This window comes from Vagococcus sp. CY52-2 (assembly GCF_022655055.1).
GTDB lineage: Bacteria > Bacillota > Bacilli > Lactobacillales > Vagococcaceae > Vagococcus.
In genome coordinates, this window is sequence record NZ_CP093384.1 from 806,398 (window position 1) to 829,324 (window position 22,927).

At 33.8% G+C, this 22,927-nt stretch carries 29 protein-coding genes; 18 read left to right on the top strand and 11 right to left on the bottom strand.

What is annotated here, in order from left to right:
* Positions 1 to 159 precede the first annotated feature (159 nt).
* From MN187_RS04125 to MN187_RS04145, 5 genes are all read left to right on the top strand, one after another.
* Positions 160 to 567 carry a MarR family winged helix-turn-helix transcriptional regulator gene (locus MN187_RS04125; protein WP_117972153.1) on the top strand — a complete coding sequence of 136 codons (408 nt, stop codon included), beginning with the start codon at positions 160 to 162 and terminating at the stop codon, positions 565 to 567.
* Positions 568 to 653: 86 nt separating this feature from the next.
* Complete coding sequence (locus tag MN187_RS04130; RefSeq protein WP_117972154.1) at positions 654 to 1,097, top strand: alcohol dehydrogenase catalytic domain-containing protein; 444 nt, start codon at positions 654 to 656, stop codon at positions 1,095 to 1,097.
* 77 nt (positions 1,098 to 1,174) lie between these two features.
* Complete coding sequence (locus MN187_RS04135; RefSeq protein WP_242094413.1) at positions 1,175 to 1,813, top strand: nitroreductase family protein; 639 nt, start codon at positions 1,175 to 1,177, stop codon at positions 1,811 to 1,813.
* A gap of 14 nt (positions 1,814 to 1,827) precedes the next feature.
* Positions 1,828 to 2,115: a putative quinol monooxygenase gene (locus MN187_RS04140; protein WP_071456996.1), complete on the top strand. Its 288-nt coding sequence runs from the start codon at positions 1,828 to 1,830 to the stop codon at positions 2,113 to 2,115.
* Between the two features lie 2 nt (positions 2,116 to 2,117).
* Positions 2,118 to 2,477, top strand: coding sequence for a DUF1304 domain-containing protein (locus MN187_RS04145; protein WP_117972155.1), 360 nt, complete (start codon positions 2,118 to 2,120; stop codon positions 2,475 to 2,477).
* Positions 2,478 to 2,615: 138 nt separating this feature from the next.
* On the opposite strand, the gene MN187_RS10615 is transcribed toward MN187_RS04145, so the two are convergent.
* The 6 genes from MN187_RS10615 to MN187_RS04170 form a co-directional block, all read right to left on the bottom strand.
* On the bottom strand, positions 2,616 to 2,771 hold the full coding sequence (locus MN187_RS10615; protein ID WP_371821044.1) for a transposase: 156 nt from the start codon (positions 2,769 to 2,771) through the stop codon (positions 2,616 to 2,618).
* 152 nt (positions 2,772 to 2,923) lie between these two features.
* A complete protein-coding gene (locus tag MN187_RS10620) occupies positions 2,924 to 3,238 on the bottom strand; it encodes a transposase (protein ID WP_371821045.1) in 315 nt (104 codons plus the stop codon).
* 66 nt (positions 3,239 to 3,304) lie between these two features.
* The gene (locus tag MN187_RS04155; RefSeq protein ID WP_242094415.1) at positions 3,305 to 3,745 is read right to left on the bottom strand and encodes a helix-turn-helix domain-containing protein; all 441 of its coding nucleotides are present in this window, start codon (positions 3,743 to 3,745) and stop codon (positions 3,305 to 3,307) included.
* Between the two features lie 337 nt (positions 3,746 to 4,082).
* On the bottom strand, positions 4,083 to 5,096 hold the full coding sequence (locus tag MN187_RS04160) for an aspartate-semialdehyde dehydrogenase (protein WP_242094418.1): 1,014 nt from the start codon (positions 5,094 to 5,096) through the stop codon (positions 4,083 to 4,085).
* Complete coding sequence (locus MN187_RS04165; protein ID WP_242094420.1) at positions 5,093 to 6,406, bottom strand: aspartate kinase; 1,314 nt, start codon at positions 6,404 to 6,406, stop codon at positions 5,093 to 5,095. Before MN187_RS04165 ends, MN187_RS04160 begins: the two co-directional genes overlap by 4 nt.
* Entirely contained in the window at positions 6,399 to 7,538 is a 1,140-nt protein-coding gene (locus MN187_RS04170; RefSeq protein WP_242094422.1) for a homoserine dehydrogenase, read from the bottom strand. Before MN187_RS04170 ends, MN187_RS04165 begins: the two co-directional genes overlap by 8 nt.
* An 83-nt stretch (positions 7,539 to 7,621) precedes the next feature.
* Between MN187_RS04170 and thrC the strand changes: the two genes are divergently transcribed.
* Genes thrC through MN187_RS04185 form a run of 3 tightly spaced genes read left to right on the top strand, consistent with a single transcriptional unit; the run spans position 7,622 to position 10,415 of the window.
* Positions 7,622 to 9,112, top strand: a complete 1,491-nt coding sequence (gene thrC / locus MN187_RS04175) for a threonine synthase (protein WP_242094424.1) — start codon at positions 7,622 to 7,624, stop codon at positions 9,110 to 9,112.
* On the top strand, positions 9,112 to 9,996 hold the full coding sequence (gene thrB / locus MN187_RS04180; protein WP_117972160.1) for a homoserine kinase: 885 nt from the start codon (positions 9,112 to 9,114) through the stop codon (positions 9,994 to 9,996). The genes thrC and thrB overlap by 1 nt, the downstream gene beginning before the upstream one ends.
* Positions 9,978 to 10,415, top strand: coding sequence for an ACT domain-containing protein (locus tag MN187_RS04185; RefSeq protein WP_117972161.1), 438 nt, complete (start codon positions 9,978 to 9,980; stop codon positions 10,413 to 10,415). The genes thrB and MN187_RS04185 overlap by 19 nt, the downstream gene beginning before the upstream one ends.
* A gap of 46 nt (positions 10,416 to 10,461) precedes the next feature.
* On the opposite strand, the gene MN187_RS04190 is transcribed toward MN187_RS04185, so the two are convergent.
* Positions 10,462 to 11,856, bottom strand: coding sequence for a pyridoxal phosphate-dependent decarboxylase family protein (locus tag MN187_RS04190; protein WP_117972162.1), 1,395 nt, complete (start codon positions 11,854 to 11,856; stop codon positions 10,462 to 10,464).
* Positions 11,857 to 12,188: 332 nt separating this feature from the next.
* Here MN187_RS04190 and MN187_RS04195 point away from each other — a divergent pair, with 332 nt between their 5' ends.
* From MN187_RS04195 to rlmN, 4 genes are all read left to right on the top strand, one after another.
* On the top strand, positions 12,189 to 13,511 hold the full coding sequence (locus MN187_RS04195) for a polysaccharide deacetylase family protein (RefSeq protein WP_117972163.1): 1,323 nt from the start codon (positions 12,189 to 12,191) through the stop codon (positions 13,509 to 13,511).
* 144 nt (positions 13,512 to 13,655) lie between these two features.
* Positions 13,656 to 14,846, top strand: a complete 1,191-nt coding sequence (locus MN187_RS04200; protein ID WP_117972164.1) for a coenzyme F420-0:L-glutamate ligase — start codon at positions 13,656 to 13,658, stop codon at positions 14,844 to 14,846.
* Positions 14,847 to 14,874: 28 nt separating this feature from the next.
* Positions 14,875 to 15,195, top strand: coding sequence for a hypothetical protein (locus tag MN187_RS04205; protein ID WP_117972165.1), 321 nt, complete (start codon positions 14,875 to 14,877; stop codon positions 15,193 to 15,195).
* A 126-nt stretch (positions 15,196 to 15,321) separates the two neighbouring features.
* Positions 15,322 to 16,389: a dual-specificity RNA methyltransferase RlmN gene (rlmN, locus tag MN187_RS04210; protein WP_117972166.1), complete on the top strand. Its 1,068-nt coding sequence runs from the start codon at positions 15,322 to 15,324 to the stop codon at positions 16,387 to 16,389.
* Between the two features lie 43 nt (positions 16,390 to 16,432).
* Here rlmN and MN187_RS04215 read toward each other — a convergent pair whose 3' ends face one another.
* Positions 16,433 to 17,407 carry an FUSC family protein gene (locus tag MN187_RS04215; RefSeq protein WP_117972167.1) on the bottom strand — a complete coding sequence of 325 codons (975 nt, stop codon included), beginning with the start codon at positions 17,405 to 17,407 and terminating at the stop codon, positions 16,433 to 16,435.
* Positions 17,408 to 17,497: 90 nt separating this feature from the next.
* Here MN187_RS04215 and MN187_RS04220 point away from each other — a divergent pair, with 90 nt between their 5' ends.
* The 6 genes from MN187_RS04220 to MN187_RS04245 all read left to right on the top strand — a co-directional run bounded on the left by MN187_RS04220 (position 17,498) and on the right by MN187_RS04245 (position 20,976).
* A complete protein-coding gene (locus tag MN187_RS04220; RefSeq protein WP_117972168.1) occupies positions 17,498 to 17,923 on the top strand; it encodes a MarR family winged helix-turn-helix transcriptional regulator in 426 nt (141 codons plus the stop codon).
* Between the two features lie 96 nt (positions 17,924 to 18,019).
* Complete coding sequence (locus MN187_RS04225) at positions 18,020 to 18,583, top strand: 5-formyltetrahydrofolate cyclo-ligase (protein WP_117972169.1); 564 nt, start codon at positions 18,020 to 18,022, stop codon at positions 18,581 to 18,583.
* Entirely contained in the window at positions 18,570 to 19,298 is a 729-nt protein-coding gene (locus tag MN187_RS04230) for a rhomboid family intramembrane serine protease (RefSeq protein WP_233519144.1), read from the top strand. The genes MN187_RS04225 and MN187_RS04230 overlap by 14 nt, the downstream gene beginning before the upstream one ends.
* A 70-nt stretch (positions 19,299 to 19,368) precedes the next feature.
* Complete coding sequence (locus tag MN187_RS04235; protein WP_117972170.1) at positions 19,369 to 19,578, top strand: YqgQ family protein; 210 nt, start codon at positions 19,369 to 19,371, stop codon at positions 19,576 to 19,578.
* Entirely contained in the window at positions 19,578 to 20,549 is a 972-nt protein-coding gene (locus tag MN187_RS04240) for an ROK family glucokinase (RefSeq protein ID WP_117972171.1), read from the top strand. Before MN187_RS04235 ends, MN187_RS04240 begins: the two co-directional genes overlap by 1 nt.
* 25 nt (positions 20,550 to 20,574) lie before the next feature.
* Complete coding sequence (locus tag MN187_RS04245; RefSeq protein ID WP_117972172.1) at positions 20,575 to 20,976, top strand: rhodanese-like domain-containing protein; 402 nt, start codon at positions 20,575 to 20,577, stop codon at positions 20,974 to 20,976.
* A gap of 35 nt (positions 20,977 to 21,011) precedes the next feature.
* Here MN187_RS04245 and bsh read toward each other — a convergent pair whose 3' ends face one another.
* From bsh to MN187_RS04260, 3 genes are all read right to left on the bottom strand, one after another.
* Positions 21,012 to 21,986, bottom strand: a complete 975-nt coding sequence (gene bsh / locus MN187_RS04250; protein ID WP_241698924.1) for a choloylglycine hydrolase — start codon at positions 21,984 to 21,986, stop codon at positions 21,012 to 21,014.
* 83 nt (positions 21,987 to 22,069) lie between these two features.
* A complete protein-coding gene (locus tag MN187_RS04255; protein ID WP_241698925.1) occupies positions 22,070 to 22,648 on the bottom strand; it encodes a uracil-DNA glycosylase family protein in 579 nt (192 codons plus the stop codon).
* Between the two features lie 70 nt (positions 22,649 to 22,718).
* A complete protein-coding gene (locus MN187_RS04260) occupies positions 22,719 to 22,886 on the bottom strand; it encodes a DUF3042 family protein (RefSeq protein WP_117972175.1) in 168 nt (55 codons plus the stop codon).
* Positions 22,887 to 22,927: the final 41 nt, after the last annotated feature.

Sequence of the window (22,927 nt, forward strand, 5' to 3'; positions counted from 1 at the left end):
CAGCCGAAGAACAAACCTCCAGTTCACACTGGAGGTTTTGATTTGATAATAATGAATAAATTTTAGAGTTAATTTAAGCAAACTACTTTTCAAAGTATTAAAAATGAGTTACATTTGACTGGTCAACTATTGATTAATCACACATGAAAGGAGTAATAGATGAATTTAAGAAAATTTAGCAAACTATTATATCAACTTAAACTTGCCAATCAAGAAATGACTACTAAATTTGAAAAAGAAACAGGATTTAGTATTACACGTTATGAATTAATGTTGTTTCTGAAAGAGAATGGACAGTGTTCGCAAACAAATTTGCAAAATGAGTTGAAAATAGATAGTGCTGCGGTCACTAGACATTTAAAGATTTTAGAAGAAAAAAATTATGTTATACGTGAAAGAAACAAAAATAATAATCGAGAAGTTGTTGTTAGAATTACAGAGAAGGCAACAAAAGAACTGGAACATTGTGAAAGAGAATTTAGTCATCCAAATAAAACGATGATGTCGCCATTGAATGAGGAAGAAGAAAATACTCTACTAAATTTATTAACAAAATTAGTGAAATAAATATAGGAAATTAGATTGGCGAATGAAGGAGAGGACAGATGTTTGCGTATCAAATAAAGCAATACGGAAAGCAAGAATAACTTTTTTTGAATGAAATACAAAAACCTGTACTGTCTAAGAATAGTATAATAATCAAAGTTCATTCAGCAAGTTTGAATCCAGTTGATTACAGAATTCGCAATGGTGATGCAAAATTTGTTTTGCGTTATTCAATGCGCTTGACACTGGGGCATGATTTTTCAGGCGATATAGAAGCTGTGGATTCAAAAATTACACAATTTAGAGTAGGTGATTCTGTATACGGAAGAACACCGATGACAGGGGCTTTCCAAGAATACGTTGTTGTTGGTGAAAATGATATAGCAAAAGCATCAAAAAATCGTTCTTTTGTTGAATCGGAAAAATTGATTATTTCAATTCAAAAGATTTACCCTATTTCAGAGATTAATACTGCTATGAAAGAAATAAGCAGCGGACGTGTGAAAAGGAAAATTGTAGTTGATTTTACGAATAAAGAGAGAAATGAGTAGAATGAAGACTCATAAAAAGCGTAATAGCATAAATTGGTTTTTAAAAATTGTAAATATGAAATGGAAGAGGAAAGAATATGTCAAAAAATTTGGTAAACAATGATTTTTCAGAAATTATATTTGGAAGAAAGTCTGTTCGTGGATATGATGAAACAGTAAAAATATCTCATGAAGAAATGCTTGAAATGATTCAAGAAGCAACGACTGCACCATCATCAGTGAATATGCAACCTTGGCGTTTTGTCGTTGTTGAGAGTGATGAACAAAAATCTAAACTAAAACCATTAATTCGTTTCAATACAAAGCAAAATGATACTTCTTCAGCAATGGTTTTGATTTTTGGTGACATGCAATGCTATGAATTAGGGGAAGATATTTACAACCAAGCAGTTGAAGAAGGTAAAATGCCAGCTGAAGTAAGAGACCAACAATTGGCTGCAATTATTCCATATTACAAAAGTTTTACTAAAGAACAAATGAATGATGTAGTAAAAATTGATTCAAGTTTAGTTGCGATGCAATTCATGCTCATTGCTCGGGCACATGGATATGAAACGAATCCAATTGGAGGATTCGAGTCTGACCAGTTAGCAGAAGCTTTTGGGTTAGATAAAGAGAGATATGTACCAGTAATGATTTTATCTATCGGAAAAGAGAAAGAAGCTGGATATACTTCTGTTCGATTGGCTGCTGAAAAAATCACTGAATTTAAATGAGAGGAGGGAGAAAAATGAAAATTATACAAGCAAATTTTTATGTAAAAAATGATAAAAGAGAAGATTTTTTAGCGGATATAGTACCTTTAATTGCTTCTACACGATTGGAAGAAGGCTGCTTGCTATATGATTTATATGAATCAGTGGAAAAGAAAAATCAATTTGTGATGATTGAACATTGGAAAAACCAAGAATCAATTGATAAACATAACCAAAATCCACTATTAATAAACTTATTTGGAAAAATGTCAGAATATGCTGAGAAGAAAACAGAATTAATTATCACAGAAAATGAGGAATAGAGATGTCTATAATTTCAACTGTTTTAATCGTATTTGTTGCTTTGGAATTTTTCTATATCATGTATCTAGAGACTTTTGCAACTACATCAGGTGTAACGAGTAGAGTTTTTAATATGACAAAAGAAGAATTGAAAAGAAATTCTGTAAGTACCTTATTTAAAAATCAAGGGGTATATAATGGTCTAATTGGTGTAGGATTGTTGTATAGTGTATTTTTATCAAAGGCTTCACTTGAAATTAGTCGAGTATTATTAGTTTATATAATTTTAGTTGCTTTATATGGTAGTTTAACAAGTGATAAAAAGATTATTTTAACACAAGGTGGTTTAGCCATTCTAGCACTTGTTTCAACTTTCTTTTAAAGAGAAAACCACAATCAATTAAGATTGTGGTTTTTGCGGCTCTATGTCAAATCGTGTTGATGGACAATAATATTGATGAAAAAGTCTCAAAAATGAAATAGAATTAATTGAAGTGAGGGAAGAAATTCTCTCGCTTTTTTAATTAACCTGAAAAACTTTATTTTGAATCAAAAAGATACGTCGTTTGAATAGTAGAAAGTTTCGATAGCCATAGGTCACACGTTTAATCACGTTAATTTTATTGTTAATGCCTTCTAAGAAACCATTTGAATAGGAGTATTTGAAGGCATTCATGACCCCTTGGGAGAACTTACCAAATATCTTGAATTTATCTTTAACATGCTTTGGTAATTCAACAGATATCTTTGAACATCGCTAAAAAAATAAGACATAATCGTTGATTCTATAAGCATACTTCAATTCTTGGATAAAATGATACGCTTTTTTTATAGAGAACTATAAGAAAGTAACTCATCTACCAATTCGGTAGATGACACATTTCTCTTGAATAAAGGACGATAATAAAAGTGTTTATAGTTTAATTCAGAGCTGTCCTTTAAAAGGAGTTTCCAATAACGCTTTAATCTTCGATACTGCTTTCCTTCCTCTTGATTGTGGTGTTTTAGTTGATTCATTTCTTTTATTCTTAAGGTGTTGAAAGAGCGGTTAATCTGTTGAATGATATGAAATTGATCTGTGACGATTGCGGCGTTTGGAAAGACTGTTTTTAATAGTTGACCGTAACTTGCATTCATATCCATGACCAAAAATCTTACTTTTAAACGTGATTTTTTGGAATACTTCATAAAGTAAGAAACCAATTTATGTCATCTTTTATCAGGTAAGATATCGATTATTTTTTTAGGTGTCGCATCAGCACAAATAAAGCTCATTCCAGCATGACAATCAAAAGTAGAGCTAAACTCATCTACACAAAGAGCCGTGGGCAAGAAATTAACATTCGGTTGCTGATTGTTCGTAAATGAGACTAACACACGTTTAACAGTATCTTCAGAGACACTGTGGCATGCTGCGATTTTTTTACATGATTGATTCTCTTTTAAGTCAAAAGCAATTTGGTATTTAAGCTGTTTAGAAATGTGACAATAGTCATCTACTAGAGAAGTAGAAGCAAGGTAACGTTCTCTGTGAAGTTTCAGATAAGTTGGGCGACGTTCAACTTCAGGCAATTGACTGATGGTTTGATACGTTCCGTTTTTAACGGATTGATAACATCCACATTTCTGGCATTGCTTATCTTTATTCACTCATCTTCCTGTCATCATGTTAACAGAGCGGTTGTTTCTCGCTTCGCGAGACAACCAATCCTCATTAAAAATAAGAGAATCATCTGTTAAATTGAGTAGTTTTCTTGTACTATTATCCATAGGAGTATTCTCCTTTGTAATGTTAGTTATAGACGACTTAATTTTACCAATAAGAATGCCTCTTTTCTATGCCTCAAATAAAAAAACGCATTGATAGAATTTAATCTATCAACACGATTTAGTGTACAGCCTCTTTTATTATGATAGTACAAACTCGGCAAAATAAAATCATGAATTAGTCAAATCTCTTTATCTTTACAAACACAAGCCAGTATGTTTAGTTAGAATGCTTTATGTAGTGTTCTAAAATTTGTACGGCATTTGTTGCAGCACCTTTTCTTACTTGGTCCCCACAACACCACAGAGTTATGACTGATTGATTACCGACTTTACTTTTTCTGATACGCCCAACATAAACTAAATCTTGGTTAGATGTATCAAGTGGCATTGGGTAACCTTGGTTGTCTAAGTCATCGACTAACTTCACGCCATCAGTTTCGCTAATGATTTGACGGGCTTCTTCAACGCTCAAATCATTATCTAAGAAAAGAGTGATCGCTTCTGAGTGCGAACGAACGACAGGAACACGCACACATGTACATGTTACATCAAGTGTTGGATGATGGAGGATTTTACGTCCTTCATTTTGTAATTTCATTTCTTCGCTTGAATGCCCTTCAGCATTAAATCCACCAATTTGCGGAATTAAATTATAGGCAATCTGATAAGGGAAGACATGAGGAGTCACACTTTTTCCTTCAGAAATATCAACGACTTGAGTTTCAAGTTCTTCAATCCCTTGTTTACCAGCACCTGAAACAGCTTGGTAAGTTGACACAATCATTGAATTGATAGTGGCTTTTTTGTGTAGTTGGGCAATGGCAACAAGTGCAATAATTGTTGAACAGTTAGGATTTGCAATGATCCCTTGATTGGTAAAAATATCATCAGGGTTCACTTCTGGTACAACTAAAGGTACGTCTTCATCTAGTCGATAAATACTTGAATTATCAATAATTAAACAACCTTGTTTTTTGGCTTCAGGCAGGTAGATACGAGCAATATCGTCATCTAACGCACATAAGACAACATCAATTCCTTCAAAACAGTCTGTTGTTAATGTTTCGATTACTAATTCTTTGTCACCAAACGCAACTTTTTGTCCAGTACTTCGTTTAGAGGCAAATAATCTTAATTCTTTAATGGGAATCTGGTGTTCTAACAGAGAATTTAACATCTCTTTTCCAACTTCGCCAGTGGCTCCTAAAATTGCTACAGTTAACTCGCTCATAAACTATCGTCTCCTTCAAATTCATAATAAATAGTTTGAATGGTCGTATTATAATCTTCGTTTTTAACACCAATAATAATGGTCAACTCATCACTTGTTTGAGAAATCAGTGAGATATTGATGTGTTGCTCTCCAAGAGAGCTAAATAAACGACCACTCATACCTGTTTTGTTTTTCATAAAACGAGACACAATCGCAATAAGGGCGAAATCGTGAATGACACTGACTTTATCTGCTTGTGTACTCGCTTTTAAATCAGAGATAACTTCATAATAAAATGGTTTTAATTTTGCTGTTTCAACCACTAAAGAAAATGAATCCACACCAGTTGGAATATGTTCAACAATGATACGGTATTTTTCCATGCATTCTAATGCTTTTCTGATGGTACCAAAGTCATTGGACATATGGGATTTCACTACTGTGATAATGGAAAAATCCTTTTTACCTGTAATACCAGTGATTGCTTGACGCTTTTCTTGTTCGTCTTTAGCTGTAATTACTGTCCCATGATTATCAGGATCATTTGTATTTAAAATATGAATAGGAATCCCTTTTTCTCTAACAGGATTAACCGCTTCTTCATGGATAACATTAGCTCCCATGTAGGCTAATTCACGTAATTCTTCATAGGTAATGGTTTCAATTTGTTTTGGATTGTTCACGATTCTTGGATCGGCTTTTAAAATACCAGACACATCTGTCCAGTTTTCATAACAGACAGCATCCATTGCGCTAGCTAAAAAGCTTCCCGTAATATCACTGCCACCACGAGACATCAAGTGAATGGACTTATCAGGATAAGCCCCATAAAAACCAGGTACGACGATTTTATCAGAATGATTTTGAATGGCTTTGCATGAGCGTTTTTCATCAATTTGGCCATTTGGTTTAAAGATGATAATGTCTTTTGCATCAATAAACTTAAATCCTAAATAATTGCTTAATAATTTAGCTGTTAAATATTCACCACGACTGACTAAATAGTCTATATCAATAGAATCTTGCATTTTAGCATATAAAAAGTCTAAATCTTCAGAGATATTAGAGGTTAAATCAAGTTCGCTCTCAATTCTAGTTAATTTATCACGAATCATTTGAAATAAATCATCAAATGGCATCCCATATCGTTTATGTTCATAGCATAAATATAATAAGTCAGTTATTTTATGATCATCTGATTGTTCTTTTCCACTAGCGCTTGTGACCACAACTGTTCTTGTTGGATCACTATCAATAATGTTTTTAACTTTTTTAAACTGAGTGGCATTCGCAACACTACTTCCGCCGAATTTTGTTACTTTAATCATGCCAGTCCTCCTGAGTAATCACTCTCACAATAAGAGCGTCTTTTAATTGTGTTTGCTTTTTGATATCAGATAAAGTGATTGGATGAGTGATAAGGTAGTCGCCATCTGTTTCTTTAATTAAATTAGCATCAACTGATTCGTTTGTTCGGATAACGAATGTATAGTGATTTTGTTTGGTATCAATTATAACACTATTTCCGTCATTATCAGTACCTAGATACGACATATTTTTTGAAATATCTAAAATATCTTGAACAACGGCATTAGCGGTTGGTAATTTACCTGCACCTTGTCCGTAGAATTTTAATGTTCCAATTGTTTTTCCTTCAAGACTAGCGATATTATTGTTACTTGGAATGGTTGCTTCAACAAATGTTTCTGGTACAGCATGTAACGAGATAATACCCTCGTCATGCGTAATTTCACCGATGTATTTTAGAATATGGCCTTTTTGTTTGAAGTAATGAATATCGTCTTTTGTAATGTGTTTCATTGGGTGAACAAAGAAATCATTTGGATCGAGTTTTTTATTGAATGCTTTTCTAGCAGAAATAATTAATTTATTTAACACATCAAAGCCATCAATATCTGCACTTGGGTCAGATTCTGCGTAACCTAAATCTTGGGCTTCTTTTAATACATCACCAAAATCTTGGTCTTCTTTTAACATGGTATCTAAGATAAAGTTTGATGTGCCATTTAAAACACCATAGCATTTTGAAATAGAATCGATTCTTGAAGCTAATTCCACGTTTTTAATCCATGGAATTCCACCACCAACACTTGCTTCAAAGTTAAGTGACACACCATTTTCTTTTGCTAAATCCGTTAATGCGTCATAATGTCTTGCGATAACGGCTTTATTTGCAGTGACCACATGTTTTTTACTTTTTAACATGCGAGAGATTAAATCAAACGGCACATCAATGCCACCTAAAACTTCAACGACTAATTCGATTTCTTTATCGTTTATAATGTCGTCGATATCTGGACAAAAATTAGGAATATTGATATTTTTTTTGGGTCGTGACCATATCTTTTTTACACTAATTGATTTTGCTAAATTTTTTTTCTGTAAAATTTCATAAACACCTGAACCAACAGTCCCATAACCAAGTATGGCAATTTTCATAATAAGTCCTCCTGTAAAATACACTTGTTTTTATATGGTGAACATTGTATCATAGACTAAAATGAAAGACAAGGAGTGTTATGATGGAAAAAAAATATCAAAGTACACGAAATAAAACGATTCAATTTTCCGCTAGTCAAGCGATTTTAGCAGGGTTAAGTCCTGATGGAGGGTTGTTTGTTTTGCCTAACTTAGATGAGGTGAATTTAGACGTATCGACTGTTTTAGATAAAGATTATCAAGAGATTGCTTCACTAGTTATCACTCAGTTTTTCAATGAGTTTTCAGAAAATGACATTAAGAAATGTGTGAAAGAGGCTTATACAAACACGTTTAGCGATGACAAAATCACGCCACTAAAAAAAGTAGGCGATGATTATGTTTTAGAATTATTCCACGGGCCAACATGTTCATTTAAGGATGTTGCCTTATCACTGTTGCCAAAATTAGTAAATTTGTCAGCGAAAACACAACATAATACCAACAAACGATTAATTTTAACCGCTACAAGTGGTGATACTGGTAAAGCGGCTTTAGAAGGGTTTAAAAATGATCCATTGGTGGATATGATTGTGTATTACCCCAATAACGGGGTATCAACCATTCAAGAAAAACAAATGCAAACACAAGATGGAGGAAACGTGTCAGTTGTGTCAATTAACGGAAACTTTGATGATGCGCAAAGTAATGTGAAACGTTTATTTCATGATGAAGAATTAGTGGCGTTACTAAAAGAGCATCACATTGAATTCTCTAGTGCGAACTCAGTAAACATTGGTCGTTTGATTCCACAAGTGGTTTACTATTTTGCGTCATACGTAGAACTTGTTAATATAGGTGAGATTAAACTAGGTGAAAAGATCGACTACATTGTGCCGACAGGAAACTTTGGTAATATTTTAGCCGGATATTACGCACAACAAATGGGGCTACCAATCAATAAACTCATTTGTGCCTCAAACGAAAACAACGTGTTATATGATTTCTTAAAAACAGGTGAATATGACACCAATCGTGAGTTTAAAAAGACTAGCTCACCAAGTATGGATATTTTAATTTCATCAAACTTAGAAAGAATGCTGTTTCATTTAAGTGGAGGGGATGCAAATTACGTTGCTGACTTGATGAATCAATTAAAAAAGACAGGGAAATTCAAAATTTCTGATGATTTATTACACACGATCCAAGAAACATTTGGAACGGGATATGCAACGGATAAACAAGTGGCTGAGCAAATTGACAAAGTGTATAACGAAAAAGGGTATTTACTTGATCCGCATACAGCAGTGGCTTCCTATGTATTGGAAAATAGTCATGAGAAGAAAGAAAAAACCGTGATTTTATCAACAGCTTCTCCGTACAAATTTGTCCAAGAAGTGAGTAAAGACATTCCAGAACTTGCGATTGATAGCGCGCAAGATGAATTCAAACTAATTGATGAATTAGAAGAAAAAACAAACGTCTATGCGCCACGTCAGTTGAAAGACTTAAAAAATGCGCCAATTTTACATAATCAAGTCATTGATATTGATGAGATGAAGGATATTATTATTAAACAGGTAGGTGAGTCCTAATGGTTCGTATTAAAGTTCCGGCAACATCTGCCAATGTCGGTGTCGGGTTTGACACATTAGGGCTAGCTGTGACGTTTTATGGTGAGTGCGAGGTTGAATTATCAGACAAGTTGGAGATTACAGGGTGTCCTGTGGCGTTTCAGACAGAAGATAATTTAATTTATCAGTCATACAAATACGTGCTAGATGACTTAAAACGACCTGTGACACCAATTAAATTACAGATAGATAGTGATATTCCATTTGCACGCGGTTTGGGTAGTAGTGCAGTGTGTATCGTGTCAGGTGTGTTAGCAGCCAATGAGTTGCATCAGCTTCATTTAAGCCAAGATGAGTTGGTGAAGTATTGTACTCAAATTGAAGGGCACCCTGATAATGTGGTACCTGCTTTATTAGGGGGATTAAGTGCCTCTTATCAAATGAATGACGATATTTTTTTCCAACATTATCCAGTTGATGAGTCGTATCAATTTGTAGCTTTTGTTCCCGATTTTACGTTGGAAACATCAGTCGCACGAGGAGCGTTACCTGAAAGTTATCCACTAAAAACAGTGGTAGCCAATCAAGCAAAATTATTGTTTTTATTAGACGCATTAAAAACAGGAGATGCGGCTAATTTGGATAAATTTTTAGATGATGGCATTCATCAGCCATACCGCAAAACATTAATTGACGAATATGATATAGTAGAAAATATCGCAAAAGAATCAGGAGCAAAAGGGTTTTATATTTCTGGTAGTGGCTCAACATTAATGGGCGTTTTCACGTCACAAGTTGACTTGAAAGGATTAAACATATCACTCAGCACGTTGAAACATAAATGGAAGGCTCTTGATTTATCAGTGGACTATAAAGGAGCAGAAGTATGTCACAGAACTATTTAATCGTCAATCAAGACGTATTACCTGAGGTTTTCTCAAAGGTAATCGAAGCAAAAAAATTATTAAATTCAGGAGATTTTAAACATGTGAGTGAGGTTGTCAATGAAGTTGGCCTATCTCGAAGTGCGTTTTACAAGTACAAAGACCATGTGTTTGTCGCTGATAAAACGGCACAAATCAGAAAAACACTCATTTCATTTAACTTAACCGATAAAAAAGGCTTGTTGTCTTCTGTATTAAACCGTCTGTCAGAGTTAGGTGGAAATGTGTTAACTATTAATCAAAATATTCCCATTCAAGATACAGCAACCGTTGTGATGGGGATTGATATTAAAGAACTATCAGTGTCAGTGAATGAACTCTTAGCAGAACTAGAAAAATTAACAGGAGTCAATCATCTACAACTCTTATCAATTGAATAATAAAAGCCGGACACGACGTTTTAAGTTATCGTGTTCGGCTTATTTTTTAGTTAGTTTCTAATTTTTCTATACAAGAAGAAATGTGTTCGATTGTTTTATCAATGTCTTCTTGTGTCGTTTCAGGCGATATGGTACACATACGTAATACCGTTTTCCCTTGAAGTTTTGTTGTCAAAATTTGAGCAAAACCTTGATTAGCAATCATATTTGAAAGGGCTGTATTGAATGAATTTAATTCTTCTTCACTTAAGCCTTCACGGTGATATCTAAAGTTCAGAATCGCTGTTTGAGCTGGTGTGATAATCTCTAGTTTTGGTGTGTTTCGCACGACAGACTCAGTGTATTCAGCTAGTTTGATTCCGTAATCAATCGTGTCACCTAATTTTTTCGTTCCAAGTGCTTGTATAGATAACCATAGCTTCACGCCACGAGCTGGACGAGATAAATCAAGTCCTAAATCCCATGTATTGATGTGCTCGTTTTCAGAAGCATCTTCTAAATACTCAGGCGTTTCACTAAAACTTCGCAATAAATCGGTTTTATCTTTTACTAATAACATCGCACAAGAGTAACTTTGGAAGAGCCATTTATGCGCGTCCCACGTGATACTATCAGCCTGTTCAATCCCTTTAAGTAAGTGAGTGTGACTTGTTGATAATAAAACCGATGCGCCAAATGCTCCGTCCACGTGCAGCCATATATCTTCTTCTTTACAAATTTTAGCCAATTCAGGTAATGGATCAATCACCCCCGCATTTGTTGTTCCAGCTGTCGCAATGACGATAAATGGATGTAATGCATTCTTTTTATCAGCTTTGATTGTTTCTTGTAGTACTGTTGGGTCAATTTTTAATTGGTCATCTGTTTTTACACGACGAATTCTTTCATCTGGAATACCAATCACGTGAAGTGCTTTATGGACACTATGATGTGCCTGATCAGAAATATAAACCACACCTCTTGTGATGTCATCTAACGATAAATATTTATCTCTGGCAGCTATAGTGGCATTTAGATTGGCCATTGAACCACCTGATAAAAATGTGCCACTTGCTTTTTTGGGATTATATCCAGCTTTTTCACATAAATAAGCCATCATTTCTTCTTCGATGACAGCTGTTCCAGAGCTAGAATAAAATCCTGCAGCATTTGGGTTATAAAATGATTCAAATAAGTCACCTAATTTTGAAATATCAACAACGGGTGCAGGAATAAAAGCAAAATTTCGTTTATGTTCACTAACATTTCTAAAAGGATAGACACTTTCTTCTAAAGTTGTGAGTAAACTAGATAGGTCTCGTCCTTCTTCAGTAAAGTTTAAAGTTTGTAATTGTTTGATTGTTTTTTCTGGAATAATATCGATTGGTTTTCCTTGTTGGATGGTATGTATATTGTCATAAAAAGTATCAATAAATTCTTTCATATAATCTTGAATGTCCATTATAAATTCCTCCTACTCATGATAGTTTATGCCTCACTATTCTATCATAGTTATTTAAAAAAAGTGCCGTTATTTGTATTGATAGTTGGATAATTCATGTTATCTTAACCAGAAACATAACTGTTTAACTGGTCACTTGATTGTTAATATTAAAAAATGAAAAGTGATAATATTTAAATAAATGAACAAAAAGTAATAAAATGTTATGTAATTTTGATAAAATAAAGTAAACCTACGTATTTTGTTGTAAGAAAGTCGGGAAAATAATAAACAATTTTTAGAATTACTGTTAGAATAGAACTGGTATATTTAGAAAGGTGTAGATTTTAAAATTGGCTGAAAAGAGAAAAAAGCAATTCATATTAATTTTTTTATTACTTATTTTGGTTGTAGAGGTCGTTTTTTTAGTTCGACGTATGACGTTAGATAAAAAAGCATCACAAACATTGGCTAGTGTGACAAGTGAAAAAAAGATGATTGATGAGTCACTAAATTCGCTTGCTCATAATACGTTAGAAAACTATGTTACTAGCAAAGATTTATTAACCACATCCAATAAAGCGCAAGAACAGGTTGAAACAAGTATCAAAAAAGTGGATGAGATTTCTAATATCTCTGGAAAAGTAAAGCATCAAAAAAGTCAGTTGTTAACTGAATTGCAAAAAGATTCAAAAGCGATTCAATTGGTTCAACATAAAATAAAAGTCTCTCAAGAGATGAGGGATATCTTTGGTACAACACCCTTTAGAAAAAATACGTTGGTTAAAAATCTAGCCATGACAAAAAGTGTTTCTTCTACTTTACAGGATGATTTAACATCACAGGTAAGTGCTTTACCAAAAGATGAGCAAAAGTCAGCTCTTGAAGAAGGACTGAAAGAAGTGACGACTCAAAATCAAGCGTTAGCAACCCTTGATAAAGAGATGGCAACTTATATTCAAAAAGATAAGATTAAAACTGTTCCGTCATCTGATGAATATAAAAAGTTAGATAAAGCAGTTAGCGAGTTAAAAAATGATAAACTCAAAAAAACGTATGCTAGTCAGTTATCACTTCTAGAGCAAGAGGTTATTAAAAATGATCCAACTCTTTTAAACGATGATAAAAAAGTGGCGTTAACGTTTGATGATGGACCAAACAATACCAGTTCATTGCAAATATTAGATACGTTAAAAAAATACAATATTAAGGCTACGTTCTTTATGTTGGGTTCAATGGTTGACACTTACCCAGATGTTGTCAAAAAAATTCATGAAGCAGGACATGATATTGGGAACCATACTTATGATCATAAGGATTTAACGAAATTAGATGAAGCAAGTATCAAGCAAGAAATTGATTCAACCAATCAAAAAATAGAAAAACTAACAGGTGAAAAACCAACGCTTCTTCGTCCACCATATGGGGCATATAATGAGCGTGTGACAAAAGTTGAGCCAAATATGTCCATTGCGTTGTGGAATATCGATACATTAGATTGGAAAACACATAATCCTACAGCTATTCTAGGGGAAGTTAAAAAAGAATTACAGCCTCATAGTATTGTGTTGATGCATGACATCCATCAAGACTCAGCAGATAGTTTGGAAAATGTCATTAAGTTTTTAAAAAGCCAAGATTATACTTTTGTATTGGCTAAAGACTTAATCAATTAAAAGTAAAAAAGATGATTAAATACCCGTTTAATCATCTTTTTTTATTTTTTCTAGCGTCTAAATTTTACTTGTCGCTTAAAACACTGTATAGTACTTATGGAACTAAATTAAAAATGAGTTGTATTCATGAGGGAGAGTAAAATTATGTCAAGAATCATTGGAACTGTATCAAGGGGATTACGTTGTCCAATTATTAATGAAGGTGATGATTTAGAATCAATCGTTATTGACAGTGTCATTGAAGCATCTAAAGAAGGAAACTTCTCAATTCAAGACAAAGATATTGTGGCTGTAACAGAATCGATTGTTGCTAGAGCTCAAGGAAATTATGCATCGATTGATCAAATTGCAGAAGATATTCGTCAAAAATTTAATGATGAGACAGTTGGGGTTATCTTCCCAATCTTTAGCCGTAATCGTTTTTCAAACTGTTTACGTGGTATTGCTAGAGGAAGCAAAAAAATTGTCTTAATGTTAAGTTATCCATCAGATGAAGTGGGAAATCATTTGATTTCACTTGACGCATTAGATGAAAAAGGAGTGAATCCTTGGACAGATACGTTAACTGAAACAGAATTTAGAGAGCTATTTGGTTATCAAAAACATACCTTTACAGGTGTTGACTATATTGAATACTATAAAGAATTAATCGCAGCAGAAGGTGCTGAGTGTGAAGTCATTTTCTCTCAAAAGCCTAAAACGATTTTATCTTATACAAAAAATATCTTAACATGTGATATTCACACACGTTACCGTACAAAACGCATCTTAGAACAAAATGGTGCGGAAAAAGTGTACACATTGGACGATGTCTTATCTGAATCGGTTGATGGAAGTGGCTTTAACGAGCAATATGGCTTACTTGGTTCAAACAAATCAACAGACGATGGTGTGAAATTATTTCCAAGAAACTCGCAAGAAACAGTGGATAATATCCAACGTAAACTAAAAGAGTTGACTGGTAAACAAGTGGAAGTCATGGTTTATGGTGATGGCGCGTTTAAAGATCCAGTTGGAAAAATTTGGGAATTAGCTGACCCAGTTGTGTCTCCTGCATACACATCAGGTTTAGAAGGCACACCAAATGAAGTGAAGTTAAAATATCTTGCGGACAACAACTTCTCTGACTTACGTGGAGCAGCATTAGAAGAAGCCATCAAAAAACACATTGATTCAAAAGCAGATGACTTAACAGGATTAATGGAAGCACAAGGAACAACACCTAGAAAATTAACTGACTTAATCGGTTCATTATCAGATTTAACGTCAGGTAGTGGAGACAAAGGAACACCGATTGTCTTTATTCAAGGCTACTTTGATAACTTTACTAACTAATCAAGGCTAATAAAGGAGGCGTGTGAATATGACACAAGAAGAAATGGATGTGTTGACACAACATTTATCAGCAGACAAACAGTTTATTCATGATGGGTATTATCGTTTAAGAAAATTAGATGAGACTACTTATGAGGTTGCTTTTTTAGTTGCGGATGCGTGTGGGGCAACAAGTGTACACCCACAGATCACAATCGAAAAGCAAGGAGATACATGGCAAGCTGTGAAATTACTTGATTTTGTTTCAACACCAGTTGAAACGATTGTGTATTCACAAGAAACGGCTCAAGCATTATCAGAGAGATTAGAACAATTAAGTAAACAAGCATTACATGCTATAAATCAATAAAGTAAAAGCAAGAGAACAATTCGTTCTTTTGCTTTTTTTGTTGTGCATGGATAGTGAGTTTGTCATTGCAAATTAGACTTAAATCCTATATAGTGATTAAGTGTACAAAGTAGAAAAGAGGAATAAATAATGAAACCATCAATCTATGATTTTACACAACCTCAACTTGTTGACTGGTTTGTGAAAAATGGTGAAAAGAAATTTAGAGCAGCCCAAGTGTGGCAATGGTTATATGAAAAACGAGTGACTGATTTTTCAGAGATGAGTAATCTATCAAAACAAACAATTGAATTATTAAAAGAACATTTTGTATTAGATCCTTTAAAAGAAGTAGTCGTTCAAGAAGGTCAAGATGGAACGATAAAATATTTATTTGAGTTACCAGACCATCATATGATTGAAACAGTGTTGATGCGTCAAGCGTATGGTTTGTCTGTCTGTGTGACGACACAAATTGGGTGCAACATTGGTTGTACGTTTTGTGCGAGTGGGTTACTAAAAAAACAACGTAACTTAACAACAGGCGAAATTGTTGCTCAAATTATGAAAGTGCAGCACTACCTAGACAAACAAGGGCAAGGCGAGAGGGTGAGTCATATTGTGGTCATGGGAATTGGTGAGCCGTTTGATAATTATAACAATGTTATGAACTTCTTACACATTATGAATGATCCAAAAGGGTTACAAATAGGAGCAAGACATATGACCGTTTCAACGAGTGGTCTTGTACCAAAAATCAAGGAGTTTGCGACAAATGGCTTACAAGTTAATTTGGCTATCTCACTTCATGCGCCAAATAATGACACACGCACATCTATCATGCAAATTAATCGAGCGTATCCATTAGAGCGTTTAATGGATGCAGTGGATTATTACTTAAAAGAAACCAATCGTCGTATCACGTTTGAATACATTATGCTTCAAGGGGTTAATGACACACCAGAGCATGCCCAACAATTGGCAGACTTATTGAAAGATAAGAAAAAACTCACTTATGTCAACTTGATTCCTTATAATACAGTGGAAGAACATGACTTGTATCAACGAAGTACAAAAAAAGATACATTGGCTTTTTATGATATCTTAAAGAAAAATGGCATTAATTGTGTGGTCAGACAAGAATTTGGCTCTGATATTGATGCAGCATGTGGTCAACTTAGAAGTAAGCAAATGAGAAAAGAGAAGAGTAAATAAACTAAAAAAGCTACGCCATTTTGATAATGACTGTAGCTTTTCTCTATCTTATGATTAGTTTTTGAAGCACGTGACCTATCATTGCGACTATCATAGCAATTACGATTCCAATAAATAATCCGATAAATCGGTTAGCAATCGAGATACCACTTGGGAAAATAACGAGTGCTGCATTCATGGCAGCAATCGAATTAACAACCGTTTTGTGTTGATAGTCAACTAAAAAGTAACTGATGAATCCTACTGTTAAAATAAAGACAATGGCATAAGGTGTTGGAATTAGTTTAACTAAAAACAAATAAAAGACAATCACGCCAAACGTTGTTCCAATAATGCGTTCGCGTGTTTTTTTGACCGTTTCACTGAAATGAATTTCAGTCAATGACATCGCCACAATACTAATCCAAAGTGGCTTAGGTGCATGGAGTAAAATCGCAATTGTCATCGCTATTGAGACACTTAACGTCATCTTGAACAAATAAAAAGGATGTGTTAGTGAGCGAGTGATTTGTTCTTTTAGTGTAAGTTGTGAGTTGCTTAAAGGTTGTTTTTTAGTTGATTTAGTAGCTAATACACTTAGTACAATACTTCCTACAAGCAAACAAATGATTCGGTTTAGTGCATTTGATGACTCTACAGGTGTTGCCTGACAGAATAAAAAATTTATTAAATAAGGGATTGAATACTGAAAAACAATGGGTTCAGCAGTTAATAATAAAATCAGAAACGTAAACCCAGCGTAAATAACACATAAACCAAGTGGCCTATCATGTGGCAATTGGGATACGATCCCACCTAAAGGAAAGAGTAATAAGTTGGTGAGTGTCAGAACGCTATCTTTTACACCAAAATTAATTTTTGGAAACATTAAAAATCCAACACTTAACGCAACAATGGGAAGAAGATTTTCTTGACCGAAAATCAGTGTAAATAGTAAGATAAAAAGTAAATTACTCGTATAATCAATCAAATTGTTATGAAAATTTTTTTGTATATGTGTGGTTAGTTTAGTTAGCATGAATCAGTCATCTCCATTTTATTAGTACACAAATATGTACTAATAAGGTATCATGAAGAGGATAAAAAAGTCAATTTAGGAGGATGAAAAATGGATGATATTTCAAATAAATTACTAAAACTATTACCATATTGGCATTTTAATGTCGAAAGACGAATCAAACAAAAAAATGAACTGAATATTACGTATGAAAGTTATTATTGTTTATTAGGACTCACAAAAGTCAACTCTCTTACGATGAAAGAAATAGCGACGGATTTTTATTTTGGGAAACAACAAACCACGCGCATTATTAATCAATTACTCGAACACGGATTTGTTGAAAAAGTAGTGAGCCAACAAGATAAGCGTGTTACGCATGTTTCAATTACAGAAAACGGTAGAATGTATTTGCAAAAAAATCCATTCGATACCACAGATTTAAAAGAGGACTTGTCTCGTCGTTTAACTCAAAAAGATATGAAAGAATTTAATGAGAGTCTTGATGTCTTACTAAAAATTTTTAAAAAATTATAATGTTTGCATCAAAATATTTTTAATAGACTATTTAGATAAAGTTTACAAATAACTTGTGTTATAATATTTTGGTATATTGTTTAAGGGGGTGTTGAGATGAAACAAGCGATTAGACAAGGTATATTGGCTAAATTAAAGCATCTAGCAACACAAGAAGATAAAAAACATGCCTTAGAAGAGGATATGCTGTCTCGTTTATATGAAACTGACCAGTGGAGACAAGCAAATGTGATTGCCACGACTTACCCAATGACGCATGAATTTAATACAATAAAATTGATGAATCAAGCTTTTTTAGAAGGAAAAACGATTGTTATTCCGAAAACAAAAAAGCGTGGTGAGATGGATTTTTATGCCTATCATGATGACGTTGCGTTAGAATTAACACCATTTGGCGTGTATGAGCCAGTGGGCAGTCAACTCTATGATAAAAAATCAATTGATTTGATGATTGTTCCAGGGGTGGGATTTACACAAGAAGGCAAACGTATAGGTTATGGCGGCGGATTTTATGACCGATATTTAACTGATTTTAAAGGTCATACCATTAGTTTGGTTTTTGATGAACAGTTATTAGAAGAATTAGAAATAGAAGAACATGATAAGTTAGTTGATGCATTAATTTGTGCACATAAGGGGGAACTTTATGAGGGAATATAATACAAGTTATTGGATGCATTTCAAAAGAGGCCCATACTTTACGTATACGTTTTTAGCCATTCAAATAGTGGTGTTTATTTTGATGGAACTTGTTGGTATAAAACAAGGGATTTATTCTGGATCAGAAGATGTGGGAATATTATATCAATTTGGTGCTATGACCCATGCAGCCATTATTTTAGATGGCGAGTTTTGGCGACTTGTGACGCCTATTTTTGTCCACATTGGTTTTTTCCATTTATTATTAAATTCGTTGGGACTATATTTTGTAGGCCGTATTTTAGAGCCTTTAATTGGTCACACTCGATTTTTCCTTGTTTATATGTTAAGTGGAATTTTTGGTAATTTATGGAGTTTTGCCTTTGGTTCATCTAATTCTATTTCAGCAGGAGCGAGTACGTCACTTTTTGGAATTTTTGCGGCATTTATTATTCTAGGTCAGATTTATAAACATCATCCTGGTATTAAATACATGTCACGCAATATGACTCTTCTTATACTCATGAATTTAGTTATGAATTTATTTGATTCAGGTGTGGATATTATGGGGCATTTTGGTGGTGCATTAGGTGGATTACTTGTGATGATGGTCGTTGGCGTACCGTCTAGTCGATTAGGTTTTAATGAAAACATTGATTGGAAAAAGCGTGTGATAGCACTTGTTTTCTTCGTCGTATTGTTCGTAGGATGTTTTTATAAAGGATTTAGTAGATAAAATAAAAATAAATTCAGACGAGACTAGGAATATCTGGTACTTATCTGTATAATAAGGTCGGTAGTGAAAATTGAGAACAATGTATGATGTACAACAGTTATTTAAACGATTTGGTATCTTTATTTATGTTGGAAATAGATTATGGGATATTGAATTAATGATGATTGAATTAAAACAACTTGAAGAAGCCGGATTAATTGATAAACAGGAATACGTAAAGGCGATGCTTGTTTTAAAACATGAACATCATCTTGAAGAAGATTATCAGGAGGGACAATAATGAAAAATAAATTAATTGGAATTGATTTGGGTGGAACAACAGCAAAATTAGCGATTTTAACTGAAGATGGTGACATCCAACAACGATGGAGTGTGGAAACAAATATTGAAGATGATGGAGCTCATATTGTTCCAAATATTATTGAGTCCATCAAACACAGACTAGATTTATATAACATGACAGCATCTGATTTTATCGGAATTGGTATGGGAACACCAGGAACAGTCGATAAAGAAAAAGGAACGGTGATTGGCGCCTATAATTTAAACTGGTCAACGCTTCAAGAAATAAAAAAACCAATGGAAGAAACATTTGGTATTCCGTTTGATTTAGACAATGATGCAAACGTTGCAGCACTTGGTGAACGATGGAAAGGTGCTGGAAACAATGCACCTGATGTGACATTCATTACGCTTGGAACAGGTGTAGGTGGCGGGATTATCGCAGAAGGGCAATTATTACATGGCGTAGCAGGGGCAGCTGGAGAAATTGGTCATTTAACAGTAGATCCAACAGGATTTGATTGCACATGTGGAAAAAAAGGATGCCTTGAAACTGTGGCATCAGCTACAGGTGTGGTTCGTTTAGCCAGAGAGTTAAGTGAAGAATACTCTGGTGATTCAAAATTAAAAACAATGATTGATGATGGACAAGAAGTGACAAGTAAAGATGTATTTGACTTAGCTAAAGACAATGATCACTTTGCTTTATTAGTTGTGGATAAAGTGTGCTTCTATCTAGGTTTAGCCTGTGGTAATATTGGAAATATGCTTAACCCACAAGAGATTGTCATTGGTGGTGGTGTATCCGCAGCTGGAGATTTCTTATTAGAAAAAGTTCAAGATTATTTTGAAGAGTTTACATTCCCACAAGTCACAAAAAGTACTTCAATAAAATTAGCAGAGTTAGGAAACTCAGCTGGTGTGATTGGTGCAGCATCTCTTGCGTTAAAATTTAAAGAAGAAAAATAATTAATTAAAGAAAGGTAAATGCCCTGTGAGTTTTTTTGCAACGTTAAATATTATATTACTTATTGTTATTATTGGTTATGGTTTATATAAATTATTCTTTTTTATTAAACGAAAGAGAGCAGCTGAGTGGATTGAACAAGACAAGTTTCAAGAAACGATGAGAACAGCTCAAGTGATTGACGTCAGAGAAAAAGAAGATTACAATCGTGGGCATATTTTAGGAGCAAGAAGTGTTCCTTATACAATTGCTAGAGCTCATAAAGAATATTTATTGGCTATTCGTAAAGACGCTCCTGTGTATTTATATGACAATCGTACTAGTATGGCAATTTATATGGCTGGTTTACTAAAAAAAGAAGGATACAAAGATATCTATATCTTAAAAGGTGGCTATATGAATTGGACAGGTAAGACAAAGAAAAAATAATTAAAAAAAGATGTCGGAAAGGTCCGACATCTTTTTTAATTGACTGAATGAATACTTGTTTTGGTTACTAATGGATAATGGATTAAATCTGAGGCGTCAAGGTCTTCATGATGCAAGTAAACGGCACTAATTTGGCTATTATTATAGGTTTTATAGTAATAAATGCCTGTATCTGTATCACAACAAGAAGAATAGATAGTATATTCATAGTGTTCCTCGCCAACGTCGCATAACCCTTTTGTTTGCCACACAGAAGATAAAATATGGAAAAACTGATTGATATCTTCTTCCACAGTTTGAAATTTTAGGCTGTGTTCTTTAGTGAAGGTTGCACGAACAAAACGTGACATAGAGGATAAATCTCCTGGTAAACCAATTGCTCCCATACCATTACTGTAGATATCTAAATCTAGTTCTGGTGCAAATAAGTTCGCACTTGTTTTAGAAGATAAATGTCTGTAGTTGTTTAAATTAAATAGTTGAGTGGGAAATGGTGGATTGTTTGTCAAAACACCGACAGGATTGTCATAGACATGTAAACCATCTCTATCAGACTCAACTGTTATAGCAGCATGTTTATCAGCAATGATCCAATGCAGTGGAGAGTTTGGAAACTCAGGACTGAAAGCCACATCAGTGATAATGAGATCATCTAAAAGTGATTTAACCTCATCAATGGTGGTACATTGAGACAACACATAAGGAATCAACTCAAAAGATGCGATACTTTTTTCTGTCTTTTCGTCTGGTTGATAAAAAGCATTTTTAGGATAGTTCAATCCAGCGATACTCAAGCCTTTTTCATTGGTCGCATCAAAATAAAGTGGGTAGTTATCTGAAATTACAGCCATGCCAATCATCGCAAAATGAGAGGATAAAGTTTGCCCGTTTCTTAATTCAAACACGACATTTCTAGGTGTAATGACGACTTCTTGATTAAATGTGTAATCTAAATCAAGGTTTCGTCCAAAATAATGATGGTTTCCATTAAAACTAACTGATGTACACATATTGTCATCTCCTAAATAAAATATACTATGAGTATAATGCTAAAAATATTTATAACAATGAATTTTTTATGAAGATTTATTAACTATTTTATTAATTGTTGGACGTGTTCTTTAAAAACGGGAACAATATCTGATTGAAATTCTGGATGTTTGGCAAACCAACGAAAATTTAGTGGAGATGAGTGGACAATAGGGAAATAGGTTGGTAAGTATTCTTCATAAGCAAAAACTGTTTCGGTTAATGTTTTTTTCGCTTTATCTTTTAAATAATACTTTTGAGCATATGTCCCCATCAAAATAGTTAACTCAATGTTTGGCATGCAGTCAATTAAAGCTGGGTGCCATTTTGCAGTAAAATTCTTTCTAGGTGGTAAGTCACCATGAGTTGCTTTTCCTGGAAAATAAAAATCAAGTGGCAATACGGCAATTTGTTTTGAATTATAAAATATGTCGTCTGTTACACCCATCCATTCACGTAGTTTTGCACCACTTTTATCGCGAAAGACTTGTCCTTTTTCTTGCGTTCTAATACCAGGCGCTTGTCCAATTATTAAAATTTTTGCTTCAGGATAAGCCATAAAGATGGGTTGCCATCCTTTATCGGTAAATTCTTTATTCTCTGGGTCTGAGATGATTTCTTGTTTGATTTCTTCAATAGTCATGTAAAAAACTCCTTTCGGTGGTAATAAAAAAACCAAAAAATAACATTAGCTATTTTTTGGTCAAATAATACTATCTTGCTCTACTTTTTCTCATTGCTTTTTTACGGTTATCTTCAATTAATTCTTCTTTTTCTTCGATTGGTTCAATTAGAACTTTTTTAACGCCTAAAGCCACACCTGTTAAAGCGGCTAAAGTGGTTGCAGTTCCTACTAAAAATCCTTTTGAAAATTTCTTCATAGTACCTCACGTCCTTATCTGAATTTATACCTTTATTATAC